The sequence below is a fragment of the Pseudomonas sp. SWRI77 genome (assembly GCF_014269105.1).
Classification (GTDB): domain Bacteria; phylum Pseudomonadota; class Gammaproteobacteria; order Pseudomonadales; family Pseudomonadaceae; genus Aquipseudomonas; species Aquipseudomonas capeferrum.
On record NZ_JABWRV010000008.1, the window covers coordinates 15354 to 29844 of the forward strand.

Annotated in this window: 17 protein-coding genes; 11 read left to right on the plus strand and 6 right to left on the minus strand. The window is 61.1% G+C overall.

All coding sequences use genetic code 11. The annotated features are described in order from the left end of the window. Position 1 precedes the first annotated feature (1 nt). On the minus strand, positions 2–1234 hold the full coding sequence (locus tag HU766_RS10330; protein ID WP_047583445.1) for a 3-methyl-2-oxobutanoate dehydrogenase (2-methylpropanoyl-transferring) subunit alpha: 1233 nt from the start codon (positions 1232–1234) through the stop codon (positions 2–4). Positions 1235–1431: 197 nt separating this feature from the next. Here HU766_RS10330 and bkdR point away from each other — a divergent pair, with 197 nt between their 5' ends. The 3 genes from bkdR to HU766_RS10345 all read left to right on the plus strand — a co-directional run bounded on the left by bkdR (position 1432) and on the right by HU766_RS10345 (position 4823). Next, positions 1432–1917, plus strand: a complete 486-nt coding sequence (bkdR, locus tag HU766_RS10335) for a Bkd operon transcriptional regulator BkdR (protein ID WP_027593063.1) — start codon at positions 1432–1434, stop codon at positions 1915–1917. 196 nt (positions 1918–2113) lie between these two features. Further along, positions 2114–3355 (plus strand): glutamine synthetase family protein, encoded by a 1242-nt coding sequence (locus tag HU766_RS10340; RefSeq protein ID WP_077068544.1) that lies wholly within the window; start codon positions 2114–2116, stop codon positions 3353–3355. Between the two features lie 127 nt (positions 3356–3482). Further along, positions 3483–4823 carry an MFS transporter gene (locus tag HU766_RS10345; protein WP_033699534.1) on the plus strand — a complete coding sequence of 447 codons (1341 nt, stop codon included), beginning with the start codon at positions 3483–3485 and terminating at the stop codon, positions 4821–4823. A gap of 72 nt (positions 4824–4895) precedes the next feature. Here HU766_RS10345 and HU766_RS10350 read toward each other — a convergent pair whose 3' ends face one another. The 5 genes from HU766_RS10350 to flgA form a co-directional block, all read right to left on the minus strand. Further along, a complete protein-coding gene (locus tag HU766_RS10350) occupies positions 4896–5474 on the minus strand; it encodes a hypothetical protein (protein ID WP_186656226.1) in 579 nt (192 codons plus the stop codon). A gap of 185 nt (positions 5475–5659) precedes the next feature. Next, positions 5660–6403 carry a flagellar brake protein gene (locus tag HU766_RS10355; RefSeq protein ID WP_186656238.1) on the minus strand — a complete coding sequence of 248 codons (744 nt, stop codon included), beginning with the start codon at positions 6401–6403 and terminating at the stop codon, positions 5660–5662. Positions 6404–6482: 79 nt separating this feature from the next. Continuing rightward, entirely contained in the window at positions 6483–6950 is a 468-nt protein-coding gene (locus HU766_RS10360) for a flagellar protein FlgN (protein ID WP_033699531.1), read from the minus strand. A gap of 50 nt (positions 6951–7000) precedes the next feature. Continuing rightward, entirely contained in the window at positions 7001–7315 is a 315-nt protein-coding gene (gene flgM, locus HU766_RS10365; protein WP_033699529.1) for a flagellar biosynthesis anti-sigma factor FlgM, read from the minus strand. 156 nt (positions 7316–7471) lie between these two features. Continuing rightward, positions 7472–8224, minus strand: coding sequence for a flagellar basal body P-ring formation chaperone FlgA (flgA, locus tag HU766_RS10370; RefSeq protein WP_156310990.1), 753 nt, complete (start codon positions 8222–8224; stop codon positions 7472–7474). A 77-nt stretch (positions 8225–8301) separates the two neighbouring features. On the opposite strand from flgA, the gene HU766_RS10375 reads away from it, so the two are divergent. The 8 genes from HU766_RS10375 to HU766_RS10405 all read left to right on the plus strand — a co-directional run bounded on the left by HU766_RS10375 (position 8302) and on the right by HU766_RS10405 (position 14475). Further along, positions 8302–9231, plus strand: a complete 930-nt coding sequence (locus HU766_RS10375) for a chemotaxis protein CheV (protein WP_033699526.1) — start codon at positions 8302–8304, stop codon at positions 9229–9231. A 51-nt stretch (positions 9232–9282) separates the two neighbouring features. Further along, entirely contained in the window at positions 9283–10110 is an 828-nt protein-coding gene (gene cheR, locus HU766_RS10380; RefSeq protein WP_047583440.1) for a protein-glutamate O-methyltransferase CheR, read from the plus strand. Between the two features lie 296 nt (positions 10111–10406). Then, positions 10407–10814, plus strand: a complete 408-nt coding sequence (gene flgB / locus HU766_RS10385; protein WP_033699522.1) for a flagellar basal body rod protein FlgB — start codon at positions 10407–10409, stop codon at positions 10812–10814. Between the two features lie 2 nt (positions 10815–10816). Next, positions 10817–11260, plus strand: a complete 444-nt coding sequence (flgC, locus tag HU766_RS10390) for a flagellar basal body rod protein FlgC (protein WP_033699519.1) — start codon at positions 10817–10819, stop codon at positions 11258–11260. A gap of 12 nt (positions 11261–11272) precedes the next feature. Continuing rightward, positions 11273–11974: a flagellar hook assembly protein FlgD gene (gene flgD / locus HU766_RS10395; protein WP_095063736.1), complete on the plus strand. Its 702-nt coding sequence runs from the start codon at positions 11273–11275 to the stop codon at positions 11972–11974. A 27-nt stretch (positions 11975–12001) separates the two neighbouring features. After that, the gene (gene flgE, locus HU766_RS10400; RefSeq protein WP_033699514.1) at positions 12002–13324 is read left to right on the plus strand and encodes a flagellar hook protein FlgE; all 1323 of its coding nucleotides are present in this window, start codon (positions 12002–12004) and stop codon (positions 13322–13324) included. 60 nt (positions 13325–13384) lie between these two features. Continuing rightward, positions 13385–13576 (plus strand): hypothetical protein, encoded by a 192-nt coding sequence (locus HU766_RS26190; protein ID WP_077068494.1) that lies wholly within the window; start codon positions 13385–13387, stop codon positions 13574–13576. Positions 13577–13734: 158 nt separating this feature from the next. After that, a complete protein-coding gene (locus tag HU766_RS10405; RefSeq protein WP_033699512.1) occupies positions 13735–14475 on the plus strand; it encodes a flagellar basal body rod protein FlgF in 741 nt (246 codons plus the stop codon). Positions 14476–14491: the final 16 nt, after the last annotated feature.

The window sequence follows — 14491 nt, forward strand, 5'->3', positions numbered from 1 at the left end:
CTCAAACCCCCAGTTCCTGGCGTTGACGGCGCAGGTGTTCGGGCATTTCCTTGTACACGTCCTCGAACATCGAGGCTGCGCTCGGGATGTGGCCGTTGGCCAGGGTGCCGTACTGTTCGGCTTCCTTCTGCGCCGCGATGACCGCAGCTTCGAACTCGGCGGTGACGGCCTGGTGTTCTTCCTCGGACCAGTGGCCGATCTTGATCAGGTGCTGCTTCAGGCGGGCGATCGGGTCGCCCAGCGGGAAGTGGCTCCAGTCATCGGCGGGGCGGTACTTGGATGGGTCGTCGGAGGTCGAGTGCGGGCCGGCACGGTAGGTGACCCACTCGATCAGGCAAGGTCCCAGACCACGGCGGGCGCGTTCGGCAGCCCAGCGCGAGGCGGCGTAGACAGCGACGAAGTCGTTGCCGTCGACGCGCAGCGAGGCGATGCCGCAACCTACGCCACGGCCGGCGAAGGTGGTCGATTCACCGCCAGCAATCGCCTGGAAGGTGGAGATCGCCCACTGGTTGTTGACCACGTTGAGGATCACCGGCGCGCGGTACACATGGGCGAAGGTCAGGGCGGTGTGGAAGTCCGACTCGGCAGTGGCGCCGTCGCCGATCCAGGCCGAGGCGATCTTGGTATCGCCCTTGATCGCCGAGGCCATGGCCCAGCCGACCGCCTGCACGAACTGGGTCGCCAGGTTGCCGCTGATGGTGAAGAAACCTGCCTCGCGCACCGAATACATGATCGGCAGTTGGCGGCCCTTGAGCGGGTCACGCTCGTTGGACAGCAGCTGGCAGATCATCTCCACCAGCGACACGTCGCGGGCCATGAGAATGCTTTGCTGGCGGTAGGTGGGGAAGCACATGTCGGTGCGGTTCAGCGCCAGGGCCTGGGCGCTGCCGATGGCTTCCTCGCCCAGGCTCTGCATGTAGAAGGACATCTTTTTCTGGCGCTGGGCAACCACCATGCGGCTGTCGAAGATACGCGTCTTGAGCATGGCGCGCATGCCTTGACGCAGGACCATTGGGTCGATGTCCTCGGCCCACGGGCCAAGTGCGTCGCCATGCTCGTCCAGCACCCTGATCAAGCTGTTGGACAGCTCGGCGGTGTCGGCAGCGTCGACGTCGATCGAAGGTTTACGGGCAATACCTGCATCGTTCAGACGCAGGTAGGAAAAATCGGTCTGGCAGCCTGGCCGGCCGGTTGGCTCGGGCACATGCAAACGCAGGGGGGCGTACTCGTTCATGCTTTTTACGCTCGCTCGAATGTTGTTTTTGTGAGCTCTGAAGCGGCCGCCGCTGAGTACCGGCTCGTGACTGGCAAGTCAGCGTCTCCTACATCTTAGTGGCACGGCAGAAGAATATTTCTCTCAAGTTGGTTGCCTTTGCCGACGAGCGCAGATAAACATTCCGCATAAACACAAAAAACCGGTGAATTTGTCTCATGCGCAAACTCGATCGTACCGATATCGGCATTCTCAACAGCCTTCAGGAAAACGCCCGCATCACCAATGCAGAGCTGGCGCGCTCGGTTAACCTGTCGCCCACCCCCTGTTTCAACCGGGTCAAGGCCATGGAGGAACTTGGGGTGATCCGCCAGCAGGTGACCTTGTTGTCACCGGAGGCGCTGGGGCTGGATGTGAATGTGTTCATCCATGTGAGCCTGGAAAAACAGGTGGAGCAGTCGCTGCACCGGTTCGAGGAGGAGATCGCCGAGCGCCCCGAGGTGATGGAGTGCTACCTGATGACCGGCGACCCGGACTACCTGCTGCGGGTGCTGTTGCCGAGCATTCAGGCGCTGGAGCGGTTTCTCGATTACCTGACGCGGTTGCCGGGGGTGGCGAACATTCGCTCGAGTTTTGCCTTGAAGCAGGTGCGCTACAAGACCGCCTTGCCGTTGCCGGCCAATGGCATGACCCTGCGCGAGTAAAGGGTTGCCAGCACTGGCAACCCAGTAGGTGCTTGATATTTTAAACACCCCCAGCCTATGTTGTTGTTAGCCAATAACAACAAGGACAAGCGTCATGACCACCGCAGGCCAGAACACCCTCGCCGAACACCTTCACGGCATCGATGAAATCGAATGCGTCACCCCCGACCTCAACGGTGTGCCGCGCGGCAAAGTGATGACTGCCGAGGGCTTCCTCGAAGGCCGGCGCCTGCAGATGGCCCGTGGCGTGCTGTTGCAATGCATCATGGGCGGCTACCCGCCGGCAAGGTTCTACGGCAGTGATGACGGCGACCTGGCGCTGGTGGCCGAGCCCACGCAAATCCACCGCCTGCCCTGGAGCGAGGATGGCCGCGCCCTGGCCATCTGCGACGCCAACGAACTGGATGGCAGGTCGTCGGCGTTGTCCACCCGCGGCCAGCTCAAGGCGGTGATCGCCCGCTACGCAGCTTTGGGCCTGGCCCCGGTGGTGGCCACCGAACTCGAATTCTTTGTCTTTGCACCCAACACCGACCCCGTGCAGCCCTTTCTGCCGCCCCTGGGCAAGGATGGCCGCCGGGAGCTTGGCCATTCGGCGTTCAGTGTCAGCTCCAACAATGGCTTGCGGCCGTTCTTCAACGAGGTCTACCAGTGCATGGCAGCGCTCGGCCTGCCACGTGACACCTTCATGCACGAGATGGGCATCAGCCAGTTCGAGATCAACCTGTTGCACGGCGACCCGCTGCTGCTGGCCGACCAGACCTTCCTGTTCAAGCACCTGCTCAAGGAAGTAGCGCTCAAGCATGGGCTGACCGTGGTGTGCATGGCCAAGCCCCTGGCCAAGACCCCCGGCAGTTCCATGCACATTCATCAGAGCCTGGTGGAGATCGGCAGCGGGCGTAACGTGTTCAGCGATGAGCAGGGACAGCCGACCGCCACCTTCCTGCACTTCATCGGTGGCCTGCAGGCGTGCATGGCGGACTTCACCGCGTTGTTTGCGCCCAATGTCAATTCCTACCAGCGCCTGTGCCACCCGTACGCCTCGCCCAACAACGCCTGCTGGTCCGAGGATAACCGCGCGGCGGGCTTGCGCATACCGGCCAGCGCCCCCGTGGCCCGGCGCGTGGAAAACCGCTTGCCCGGCGCCGATGCCAATCCGTACCTGGCGATTGCCGCAAGCCTGGCTGCCGGGTTGCACGGCATCGAGCAACGCTTGCAGCCGGCGCCGGCCATCCAGGGTGAGTTCGAGGTGCCAGAGCACCTGAGCCTGCCGTGCACCCTGCACGCAGCACTGCAGCGCCTCAAGCGCAGCGCGCTGGCGCGGGAACTGTTCGGCAACGAGTTCATCGAAGGCTACGTTGCCAGCAAGACGCTGGAGCTGACCGACTTCTTCGACGAGATCACGCCGTGGGAGCGTCGGGTGCTGGCAGCACAGGCCTGATCGCGACACAACCGCTACTGGACGCGTCCCCTGCACGCTATTTCGCAGGCAAGGGACTGCGCTGCAACACAATTGCTTTTATGCTTGCCAGGCTAACGCCACCTGACCAGGGAGCCCGACGGGACGTATGCGAAACATCTGGAAGCCGTTTCAGTCGCTGTATTTCGCTGCCTTGATGATGCTTATCGGCTCAGGCCTGCTCAGTACCTACCTGGCACTGCGCCTGGCGGCCGACCATGTCGACAGCTTGTGGGTCGGTGCGTTGATGGCGGCCAACTACTTCGGCTTGGCCGTGGGCGGCAAGGTCGGCCACCGGCTGATCGGCCGGGTAGGGCACATTCGCGCGTATGCCACCTGCGCCGGTATCGTTTGCGCGGCGGTGCTCGGCCATGGCATGACCAATTGGTTGCCGGCCTGGGTCGGGCTGCGGATGGTGGTCGGCCTGGGGATGATGTGCCAGTACATGGTCATCGAAAGCTGGCTCAACGAACAGGCCGATGCCAAGCACCGCGGTGCGGTATTCAGTGGCTACATGATCGCCTCCTACCTGGGGCTGGTGCTCGGCCAGCTGATTCTGGTGGTGCACCCCGAGCTCGGCCCTGAACTGCTGATGCTGGTCGCCATGTGCTTCGCCCTGTGCCTGGTGCCGGTGGCGATGACCCGGCGCATTCACCCGGCGCCTTTGCGCCCGGCCCCGATGGAGCCGAAGTTCTTCATCAAGCGGGTGCCGCAGTCGTTGAGCACGGTGCTCGGTTCGGGCCTGATCGTCGGTTCGTTCTACGGCCTGGCGCCGCTGTACGCTTCCAATCAGGGGCTGTCCACCGAGCAGATTGGTCTGTTCATGGGTAGCTGCATCTTTGCCGGGCTGCTGGTGCAGTGGCCGTTGGGCTGGCTGTCCGACCGCTACGACCGCGCGTTACTGATCCGCAGTGCTGCCGTGGGCCTGGCAGTGGCCTCTGCGCCGCTGGCCCTCTTGCCCAGCGTGCCGCTGGAGTTGCTGTTCGGTATCGGCTTTGTCATTTCATTGTTGCAGTTCTGCCTGTACCCCTTGGCAGTTGCGTTCTCCAATGACCACGTGGAAAGCGAGCGGCGGGTCTCGCTGACCGCCATGCTGCTGGTCACTTATGGTGTGGGCGCTTGTATCGGCCCTCTGGCGGCGGGCGTATTGATGAAAGTGCTGGGGGCGCAGATGCTGTATGCGTTCTTCACGTTCTTCGCGCTGGTGCTGGTGTGGCGCATTCGGCCGAAAGCGGTCACCGGGCTGCACCAGGTGCAGGACGCGCCGCTGGGCCACGTGGCAATGCCGGCGGCCGGTTCGCCGTTGTCGGCAGCGCTCGACCCACGGGTCGATGAGCAGACGGTGCAGGATGTGATGCAGGCGCCGGTGGCGGCGGAGGATACGGAAGCGGACCAAGGCTCGGTAGAGCGCGAAGCCAAGGCGCAACCTGAAGTCGACAAGTCTGTGTGAGGTCAGGCCGCCCAGCGTTGAAGGCCGAGTGAGCCGTATCCGTCGCTGGGCGTCGCGGTGACTCACCGCAGATCACAACACCTTGATGGCGTGCAGGTGGAATTTCAGTATCGTTCCGTCCTTGGTGCCTGCGTGCAAGAACCAGTGACGGAGTGTCTCGAATCGGTCTTTGTAGACCGACATAACCTGCGAGACCCGATGGCCGTCTTTGTCACGTAAGTAAAACTCGACGTCTTCGGCGCCCGTCAGGTTGCCGTCCCATTTGTCGAGTAATTCAATCTTCCATTGATCCTGGAAGGAGGGGGCCTTGTTCAGGAGCGTCGAAGGATTGAGTCCGCTGGTGAGCTCATATGTCAGCCCGTACCCGTACATACCCAGCCAGCCGTTGCTGTTTTGCTCAAGCCTTGCGTTATTGAACTTGGCGTCTGCGGTACTGTTGATTCGATAAATGAGGCGGTTCGCCGTTTCTTCGATGAAGGTGAATTTGAATGTGAGCGGTTTGAAACTGACTGAATCACCTCGTTCGTCGTCGGTACACAACCAGCCGTCCTGGTTTGCAGCAAAAGGCGGATAGGCCCAATAAGGTGTATCAACCACCCCGATCCGGCCAAACTGGCTATGCAATTCTGCGGTAAATGTGGAACGAATCATGCGCTGTCTGCTCCTCTGACCCGCCCAGCCGGGCGGTACAAAACCACATTAAGCAGCCGCCAAAACAGCGGTAAGCGGGAAACCTTGCTGGTCAGCAAACCCGGTTGCCCGCATGCAAGGTCGGGTAATGGGCGCCAACAAAAACGCCACCCGTTTGGGTGGCGTTGGCACATCAGGCGATGACCTCAATAGTCGTCTTTATCGAACCGTCGCGCTTCACGCTGCAACTGGTAGACGAAGCTTTCGATCTTGCGTTGCGCCTGGCCGTTGAGGTTATGGAAGCGCACGCCGGCGAAGGTGGTGTTGATACGCTCCTCGAAGTGCAGGTGGCGCAGCTCGACCATGGTGTCGATCAGGCCCAGCGGGTTGCCGGCCTTGAAGCGCTCGTACACCTGGCCCAGTTGCAGGCGGTCCTCGACGTTGCCTTCGAAGCGCAGCTTGCAGCCGGTGGCAGAGATGTCCAGCAGCTTGCCGCGCAGGGCACCGTTGCCTTTAAGGTGGGTGCCGTCGAGGATGACATCGACCAGCTGCGACAGCTTCAACGCGGCGCGAAAGGCGTTGCGGCGCTGGTGGTAGGTCATTTCTTCCGGCATCGCGCCGCGGTAGCAGCGGTGGCCGTCGACTTCGCTGATGGTCAGCTGGGCAGTGCATTCCCAGGCGATGCGCACGCCATCATGGAAGCCTTCGACGCGGAACGGTTCGCCGTTCTCGATGAATTTTTCGCCGTCGCGGGGGATCATTTCGTCCAGTGCCAGGGTATTGCTGTCGCGGTCAACATTCACCACGTAGCTCTGGAACCGCTGGTTGCGATCATGGAAGGTGATGATCAGGGGGTCATGGCTTTCCTGCAGCTGTCGCAGGTTGGCTGCGATCTCCAAAGGTGTACTCAGCACCTTCGGCGGCTGCGGGGCATCGGCTTCATTGAACACGGCTAATCAATCTCCAGGCAAAAACGACACACGCAAGTAACGGCATTTTGCCAGTATGTTCCGTGCCTTGATAGAAGTATCACACTTGGCTGAGGGCGCGCGGCTTGGCCAGCAGCGAGGTGCCGCCACGGCTGTCGTAGAGCGACGGAGAATCGCCACCCATGAGGATTCTGATCTGGTTGTTGGTGACGTGTTGCTGCACTTGGATGATGCGCCCGTTGGTCTCGTTGATCTGCTGGCAGGTGTCCATCAGTTGCGAGAGCATATCGAGCCGTTGCAGCATTGTTTCGCCATGCTGCGACTGCGCTGCCACTGCCTGCACACCGGCGCGGTCGGCGCTAAGGCCGAGGCCGGTGAGCAACTGGCTGCGCCGCTGCCCATGCTGCTCGAGCAAGATGATCAATGACTGCTTGCGGGCCAGGATCTGTTCCAGCAGTGCCATCTCGCGGCCATGCAGGGCGACCGCTTCTTTATGAAGGAGGTCGAGCAGTTCCTGCATCGGGGCGATGTCATCTTCGATCAGTTGCAGCAAGGTGGTGTCGTGCATGGCTAACTCTTGGCTTTGTTAAGCGTCCGTGAAGTCAGCGCGCCGAACGGTCAGCGCTGGGCTTCGAAATCGAGCAGTTTGCTGGCGACCCGGCCGGCATCGACCTGGTAGCTGCCATCGGCGATCGCCTGTTTCAACTCGGCCACGCGGGCACTGTTGACCACGGGCTGTTCGCGCAGCGTGTCGCTGATCTTTTGCAACTGCTGTGCCTCTTGGCTGAGGTGTACGGCTTCTCCGCTGGCGCTGGTGCTTTTAGGCGCTTCCTGGCTCGCGCCGGGCTTTTCGGCGGTGCCGGGCGCGGCATTGCCGCGAACGCCGCCCGTGACGGACGGAGAGTTATTCAAACGACTGAAGTCGATGACCATGATCAGAAACCCCTGGGTATTTGGACGCTTGCCTTGTTTTCGGCCAACCCGAAAGAAACTTTAGGCACAAATGCATAGCCGCCTGTCAGCAAGCTCGCGAACCCGTGTTCTGACACAGTTTAGGAAAAGCGGTTCCACACTGCCAGCGCAATCCTGCTACATCGTCACTTCGACCTGGCCGGGGCCGGTCACCCGGGCCTTGATCACCCGTTTGGAATTGAGGTTGCGCACCCGGATCTGTTCACTCAGGCCACCCTTGCTCAGCGCTTCGCCTGGCATGCGCACGCTCAGGCTGCCGCTGCGAGCGATGATCACCACGTGGTCGCCCTTGCGCACCACTTCGGCTTGCTCAAGGTGCTGCGGGGTGAGCACCTGGTCGATGACCGTAGGGCGCAGCATCTTCATGCCCACCGCCTGGTCCAGCTCGCTGAGAAAGCCCTGGCCGAGGGTGCCGACATCACGCTCGCGCAGGGCCACGTCACCTTCGCCGACCACGTTGTCACGCTTGAGCGGGCGGGTGACCACCACCACATCGCGAAACAGCCGCACCGTTGCCGGCACAAACACGGTCCACGGTGCCGCACTGTCGCAACGCACCCGCACCGTGACCCGTCCCAGTGGCTGCGCGGGGCTTTCCAGCGAAGCGTCCAGTGGCTGGCTGCACAATGGCATGCGCAAGCGCGGGTCGAGGGTGCTGACCTGGATCTCGTAACGGCCGACGGTTTGGGTGGTGGCCAGATAATCTTCTACGGTGAATTCAAGAAACCCTTGGGTGACACCGATAAGCTGTTCAGGCAAGGTAAACGCGTCCGCCAGCGTGCGAACGCCGGGCACCAGCAGGCACAGCGTGGCCAGCGAGCCAGTCAGCAGGTGCGTCAATCGTCGGAAAAATGTCGTTTTCGTGTACATGGCGCTCAAAAAAGCAAAGCCCGTGCCGACTCGGTACCTGATTTGCAACGAAAGGCTGAAACGTAAAGGAGTCTGGCATGGCGGGTGTTATGGATTCGGTCAACCAGCGCACACAGCTGGTGGGGCAGAATCGCCTGGAATTGTTGCTGTTTCGCCTCAATGGCGGCCAGCTCTACGGTATCAACGTGTTCAAGGTCAGGGAGGTGCTGCAGTGCCCTGCGCTGACCGTGCTGCCCAAGTCCCACCCGGTGGTGCGCGGCGTGGCCAACATTCGCGGGGCGACCATCCCGATCCTCGACCTGTCGATGGCTACTGGGTTGGCGCCACTGCAGGAGGACACGCGCAACAGTTTTGTGATCATCACCGAGTACAACACCAAGACCCAGGGCTTTCTGGTGCACTCGGTCGAGCGCATCGTCAACATGAACTGGGAAGAAATCCATCCGCCACCCAAGGGCACCGGCCGTGACCACTACTTGACTGCGGTCACCCGGGTGGATAACCGCATGGTCGAGATCATCGACGTGGAAAAGGTGCTGGCCGAAGTGGCGCCGTCGTCCGAGCAGGTGTCTGCCGGCGTGGTCGATGCCGAGGTGCAGGACAAGGCCGTGTTGCTGCGGGTGTTGACCGTCGACGATTCGTCGGTGGCGCGCAAGCAGGTCAGCCGCTGCCTGCAAACCGTCGGCGTCGAAGTGGTGGCGCTCAACGATGGCCGCCAGGCGCTCAACTACCTCCGGCAATTGGTGGAGGAGGGCAAAAGGCCGGAAGAAGAGTTCCTGATGATGATCTCGGACATTGAAATGCCAGAAATGGACGGTTACACGCTGACCGCGGAGATCCGCAGCGATCCGCGCATGCAAAAATTGCACATCGTCCTGCATACTTCGCTGTCCGGGGTATTCAACCAGGCGATGGTCAAGAAAGTCGGCGCCGATGATTTCCTGGCCAAGTTCAAACCGGACGACCTGGCGCAGCGCGTGGTCGACCGGATCAAGGCAACACATTGAAGCAGCCGGGAGCCCGCTCCCGGCACCAGCGATTGAAAAGAGGCGGCAGTAGTGTCTACGGGTAATTTGGATTTCGAACAGTTCCGGGTCTTCCTGGAGAAAGCCTGTGGCATCCTGCTGGGCGAGAATAAGCAGTACCTGGTCTCCAGCCGTCTCAACAAGCTGATGGAGCAACAAGGTATCAAGAGCCTGGGCGAGCTGGTGCAGCGCATCCAGACCCAGCCGCGCAGCGGTTTGCGCGAACAGGTGGTCGACGCGATGACGACCAACGAGACCCTGTGGTTCCGTGATACCTACCCGTTCGAGGTGCTGAAGAACAAGGTCATCCCCGAGTTCATCAAGAACAACCCGGGCCAGCGCCTGCGCATGTGGTCGGCGGCCTGCTCGTCGGGGCAGGAGCCGTACTCGATCTCGATGGCTATCGATGAGTTCGAGCGCAGCAACCTGGGCCAGTTGAAGATGGGCGCGCAGATTGTCGCGACCGACCTGTCCGGGACCATGCTGACCAACTGCAAGACCGGCGAATACGACAGCCTGGCGATTGCCCGCGGCCTATCGCAGGAGCGCCTGCAGCGCTACTTCGACCCCAAGGGGGCGGGGCGTTACGCGATCAAGCCGGCCATTCGCAGCCGCGTCGAGTTCCGCTCGTTCAACCTGCTCGACAGTTACGCGAGCTTGGGCAAGTTCGACATCGTGTTCTGTCGCAACGTGTTGATCTACTTTTCGGCCCAGGTGAAGAAAGACATCCTGCTGCGTATCCACAGCACGCTCAAGCCGGGCGGGTACCTGTTCCTTGGCGCCTCCGAGGCGCTGAACGGGTTGCCGGACCATTACCAGATGGTGCAGTGCAGCCCGGGGATTATCTACCAGGCCAAGTAGGGTTTGCCTTGAGGGTTGTGGCGCCTACGAGATCGAGCGCCACGCGGGCGGCGCTCGATCTTGTAGGCGCCACACCGCTATCGCCAAACACGTCAATTTTTTGTTTTGCCGCCTATGCCGACCGGCAATTGCCGCTTGCGCCCCTTCAAGCGGAAGACCTTTGCCGCTTTTCTGGCATCACCCTGACAGCATTCCGTCTTGCTAGCCCGTATTTCCGGGCCTTTCCGCTGGTTGGCACAGCCCTTGCTATGCCTTGCTCAACGACACTCCGGTCAACCTTCGAAGGTTTCCCCGACATGAGCATCAGCTTCGACAAGGCGCTTGGCATTCATGAAAAGGCCCTGGACTTCCGCGCCCAGCGCGCCGAAGTGCTGGCCAACAACATCGCCAACGCCGACACGCCCAACTACAAGGCGCGTGACATGGACTTCTCCTCGGTGCTCGCCGCCGAAAGTGAAAAACAGCAAAGCGGCCGCTTCGCTCTGGATCGGACCAACAGCCGGCACATCGAGGCCGATGGCCTGGCCCTGAGCGACGAGGCGCTCAAGTACCGCACGCCGCTGCAGCCGTCGATCGACCAGAACACCGTGGACGCCCAGATCGAGCAATCGAACTACACGGAAAACGCCATCGGTTTCCAGGCCAGCTTCACCTTGCTCAACAGTAAATTCAAAGGGCTGGTTTCGGCCCTGCGCGGAGAGTAACCATGTCCCTATCCAGTGTCTTCAACATTGCCGGCAGCGGCATGAGCGCGCAAAACACTCGCCTCAACACCGTGGCCTCGAACATCGCCAACGCCGAGACCGTGTCGTCGAGCATCGACCAGACCTACCGCGCACGCCATCCGGTATTCGCCACCACCTTCCAGGACGCGCAAGGCGGTACCAGCCAGTCGCTGTTCGAGGACCAGGGCGAAGCCGGGCAGGGCGTGCAGGTCAAAGGTATCGTCGAAGACCAGAGCAACCTGGAAGCGCGCTACGAGCCCAACCATCCGGCGGCGAACAAGGACGGCTACGTCTACTACCCGAACGTCAACGTGGTCGAGGAGATGGCTGACATGATCTCTGCCAGCCGTGCGTTCCAGACCAACGCCGAGCTGATGAACACCGCCAAAAGCATGATGCAGAAAGTCTTGACCTTGGGTCAGTGATAGGAAGCCGACATGACCACGACCAATTCCACCAGTGACGTCGGCAGCGCGTACCTGACCTCGCTGCAAAAGCAGACCAGCAAGACCGACAGCAGCACCGGCGCTGCCGGCAGTGCGCTGGGCAAGGATGCGTTCTTGCAGTTGCTGGTAACGCAGATGAAAAACCAGAACCCGCTCGACCCGCAGGAAAACGGCGAGTTCGTGGCGCAGCTGGCGCAGTTCAGCAGCCTTGAAAGCATGCAGACGCTCAACGAAACGGTGAACTACATCGCCGGTTCGTTCCAGTCGTCCCAGGCCTTGCAGGCCTCGTCGCTGGTTGGGCGCAACGTGATCGTCCAGACCGACAAGGCCGTGGTCGACACCAGCAAGGAGCTCAAAGGCTCGGTCAACCTGACCTCTTCGAGCACCGCCACGTCCGTCGGTATCTACGACAAGGACGACAAGCTGGTGCGCACCCTGGACCTGGGTACCAAGGCTGCGGGCAAGGCTGACTTCACCTGGGATGGCAAGGGTGAAGATGGCGAGGTACTGGCGGAGGGCACTTACACCTTCAAGGCCACTGCCAGCATCGATGGCAAGGCCACGGCCATGACGACCAACCTGCCGGCCACGGTCACCAGCGTGACCATGGGTAGCAATGGCGCGGAGATGACGCTCAACCTCGCCGGGCTGGGCAGTATCGCGCTTTCCAAAGTTCAAAGCATTGGCATTTAGGGCCTAACCCAACGACAGGAGTAGCACATGTCTTTCAATATCGGCCTTAGCGGCCTCTATGCAGCAAACAAGGCCCTGAACGTTACCGGCAACAACATTGCCAACGTCGCCACCACTGGCTTCAAATCGTCGCGCGCCGAGTTCGCCGATCAGTATTCCAACTCCATCCGCGGTACCAGCAGCGGCAAGAATGCCATCGGCAGCGGTGTGAAGACTGCCGCTGTTTCGCAGCTATTCACCCCGGGCAACATCAATGCCACTGGCCAAGCGCTGGACTTGGCTATCGATGGCAACGGCTTCTTCGCCCTCAGTGACAATGGCTCGAAGATCTATACCCGTGCCGGCGCGTTCTACAGCGACAAGGAAGGCTATGTGGTCAGCGCGTCGGGCGGCAATCTGCAAGGCTATGCGGTGGATGAAAACGGCAAGGTCATCCAGGGCGTGCTCACCGATCTGCAAATCGATACCTCCAACCTGACGCCGAACCCGACCGGGCGTATTGCCGAAACCGTCAACCTCAACTCCAGCGCCGCCGCGCCGACCGAGACGCCGTTTGACCCGACCAATGTCAAGACCTACAACTTCACGTTCAACACTGATGTTTATGACAGTCAGGGCAATGCGCACCAGCTGAACCAGTACTTCGTCAAAGATGCCGCCAGCAACTCATGGACCATGTACAGCACTGTCGATGGTCGCAATCCGGCTGACCCGACGTCCACCACGGCGCTGGTCAACAAACTGCCATTCAAGACCGACGGCACCCTGGATACTGCCGCGATGACCGCAGGGCCGGTGGCGGGCGGCATGACCATCGCCGCCAACAAGACCTTCACTCTCGACGGGTGGGTTCCAGCACAGAAAAACGCTGCAGGCGCTTGGGCTGCCAATGGTGCTACCGCGCATGACGGCGGGGTTAACTTGGACATGCTCGGTACTACCCAGTACAACGCAGCGTCTGCGGTCACTGCCAAGACACAAGACGGTTTCGCCACGGGTGAGCTGTCCGGCTTGACCGTGGATCAAGGTGGCTTCTTGTTCGCCAACTTCACTAACGGCCAGAACAAAGTGATCGGCCAAGTAGCCATTGCCAACTTCGCCAACTTGCAGGGCCTGACTCCGATCGGCGGCACCAGTTGGAAAGAGTCCTACGCATCGGGTGTGCCGGTCATCGGCGCGCCAGATACCGGCACCCTCGGCCAAATCGCCGGTGGCGCGTTGGAAGACTCCAACGTTGACTTGACCGGCGAGTTGGTCAACCTGATCAAAGCGCAGAGCAATTACCAGGCGAACGCCAAGACCATCTCCACTGAGAGCACCATCATGCAGACCATCATCCAGATGACCTGATGGTGAGCGTTGGGTGGTGATTGGGTTTGGCACAAACCCTGGCCTGGGCAGGAGTGCGATATGAAAAAGCTGTGGGTTCTAGCCCTTGTGTCTGTGTTGGGAGTTGCTATGGCGGCTTACGCTGCACCGGCTCCTTTCTATCTCTGGCAAAGTCTTGCCACCGGGCGCTACATGTGCTCGGCGAACAACCCAGGGTCGGGCTGGGCCCGCTTTTCAGGGCCTTACAACAATGCAGGCTGCCGGGACTATTGACGGGCAGCCGGCTACCGTTGGCCTGAATACGCCGACAAACTGACACTTCCCTGACACCGGTGCGTGGAAAGCCCCAATTCAAGGGGCTTTAAAGCTGGTTCGATTATTGCTTGATGCTCGCCAGTGACAGCGCGGCAGGTACGCGCAGAGGAGATGCTGTGGACAAGATGCTTTACGTGGCCATGACCGGCGCCAGCCAGAACGCGCTGGCGCAGAAGGCCCATGCCAACAACCTGGCGAACATTTCCACCAACGGCTTCCAGCGCGACCTGGAACAGGCGCGCTCGATGCCGGTGTTTGGCGACAGCTTTCCGGCGCGCGCCTTTGCCATGACCGAGCGCCCGGCCACTGACTTCAGCGAAGGCCCGATGATCGAGACCGGTCGCGAGCTGGACGTCACCGTGACCGGCAAGGGCTTCATCGCCGTGCAGGCCCCGGACGGCAGCGAAGCCTACGTGCGTACCGGCAGCCTGAACATCGATGCCCTGGGCGTGCTGCGTGCCGGCAACGGCATGCCGGTGATCGGCAACGGTGGCCCGATTGCCATCCCCCCGGAGCAGAAGGTTGAAGTGGGCGCCGACGGCACCATCAGCATCCGCGCCATGGGTGAAGACCCGCGGGTAATGGCCGAGGTCGACCGTATCAAGCTGGTCAACCCCGACACCAAAGGCCTGACCAAGGGCCTGGACGGCATGATCCATACCAGCAATGGCCAACCGGCCGACGCCGACGTCAATGTGCGCGTGGTATCGGGCTTCCTGGAAGGCAGCAACGTCAACGCCGTCGAGGAAATGACCTCGGTGCTGGCGTTGTCCCGTCAGTTCGAGCTGCACGTCAAGATGATGAACACGGCCAAGGAAGGCGACGAAGCCATGGCGCGTGTTTTGCAAATCGGCTAATCACATTTGAACGGGT

What these genes read in the sequence shown, in the direction of transcription:
- flgE (WP_033699514.1), top strand. Translation starts at nt 12,002, where the DNA reads ATGTCTTTCAATATCGGCCTTAGCGGCCTCTATGCAGCAAACAAGGCC.
- HU766_RS10375 (WP_033699526.1), top strand. Translation starts at nt 8,302, where the DNA reads ATGGCGGGTGTTATGGATTCGGTCAACCAGCGCACACAGCTGGTGGGG.
- HU766_RS10350 (WP_186656226.1), bottom strand. Translation starts at nt 5,474, where the DNA reads ATGATTCGTTCCACATTTACCGCAGAATTGCATAGCCAGTTTGGCCGG.
- HU766_RS26190 (WP_077068494.1), top strand. Translation starts at nt 13,385, where the DNA reads ATGAAAAAGCTGTGGGTTCTAGCCCTTGTGTCTGTGTTGGGAGTTGCT.
- flgC (WP_033699519.1), top strand. Translation starts at nt 10,817, where the DNA reads ATGTCCCTATCCAGTGTCTTCAACATTGCCGGCAGCGGCATGAGCGCG.
- flgD (WP_095063736.1), top strand. Translation starts at nt 11,273, where the DNA reads ATGACCACGACCAATTCCACCAGTGACGTCGGCAGCGCGTACCTGACC.
- HU766_RS10330 (WP_047583445.1), bottom strand. Translation starts at nt 1,234, where the DNA reads ATGAACGAGTACGCCCCCCTGCGTTTGCATGTGCCCGAGCCAACCGGC.
- flgM (WP_033699529.1), bottom strand. Translation starts at nt 7,315, where the DNA reads ATGGTCATCGACTTCAGTCGTTTGAATAACTCTCCGTCCGTCACGGGC.
- flgB (WP_033699522.1), top strand. Translation starts at nt 10,407, where the DNA reads ATGAGCATCAGCTTCGACAAGGCGCTTGGCATTCATGAAAAGGCCCTG.
- HU766_RS10345 (WP_033699534.1), top strand. Translation starts at nt 3,483, where the DNA reads ATGCGAAACATCTGGAAGCCGTTTCAGTCGCTGTATTTCGCTGCCTTG.
- HU766_RS10340 (WP_077068544.1), top strand. Translation starts at nt 2,114, where the DNA reads ATGACTGCCGAGGGCTTCCTCGAAGGCCGGCGCCTGCAGATGGCCCGT.
- HU766_RS10360 (WP_033699531.1), bottom strand. Translation starts at nt 6,950, where the DNA reads ATGCACGACACCACCTTGCTGCAACTGATCGAAGATGACATCGCCCCG.
- bkdR (WP_027593063.1), top strand. Translation starts at nt 1,432, where the DNA reads ATGCGCAAACTCGATCGTACCGATATCGGCATTCTCAACAGCCTTCAG.
- flgA (WP_156310990.1), bottom strand. Translation starts at nt 8,224, where the DNA reads ATGTACACGAAAACGACATTTTTCCGACGATTGACGCACCTGCTGACT.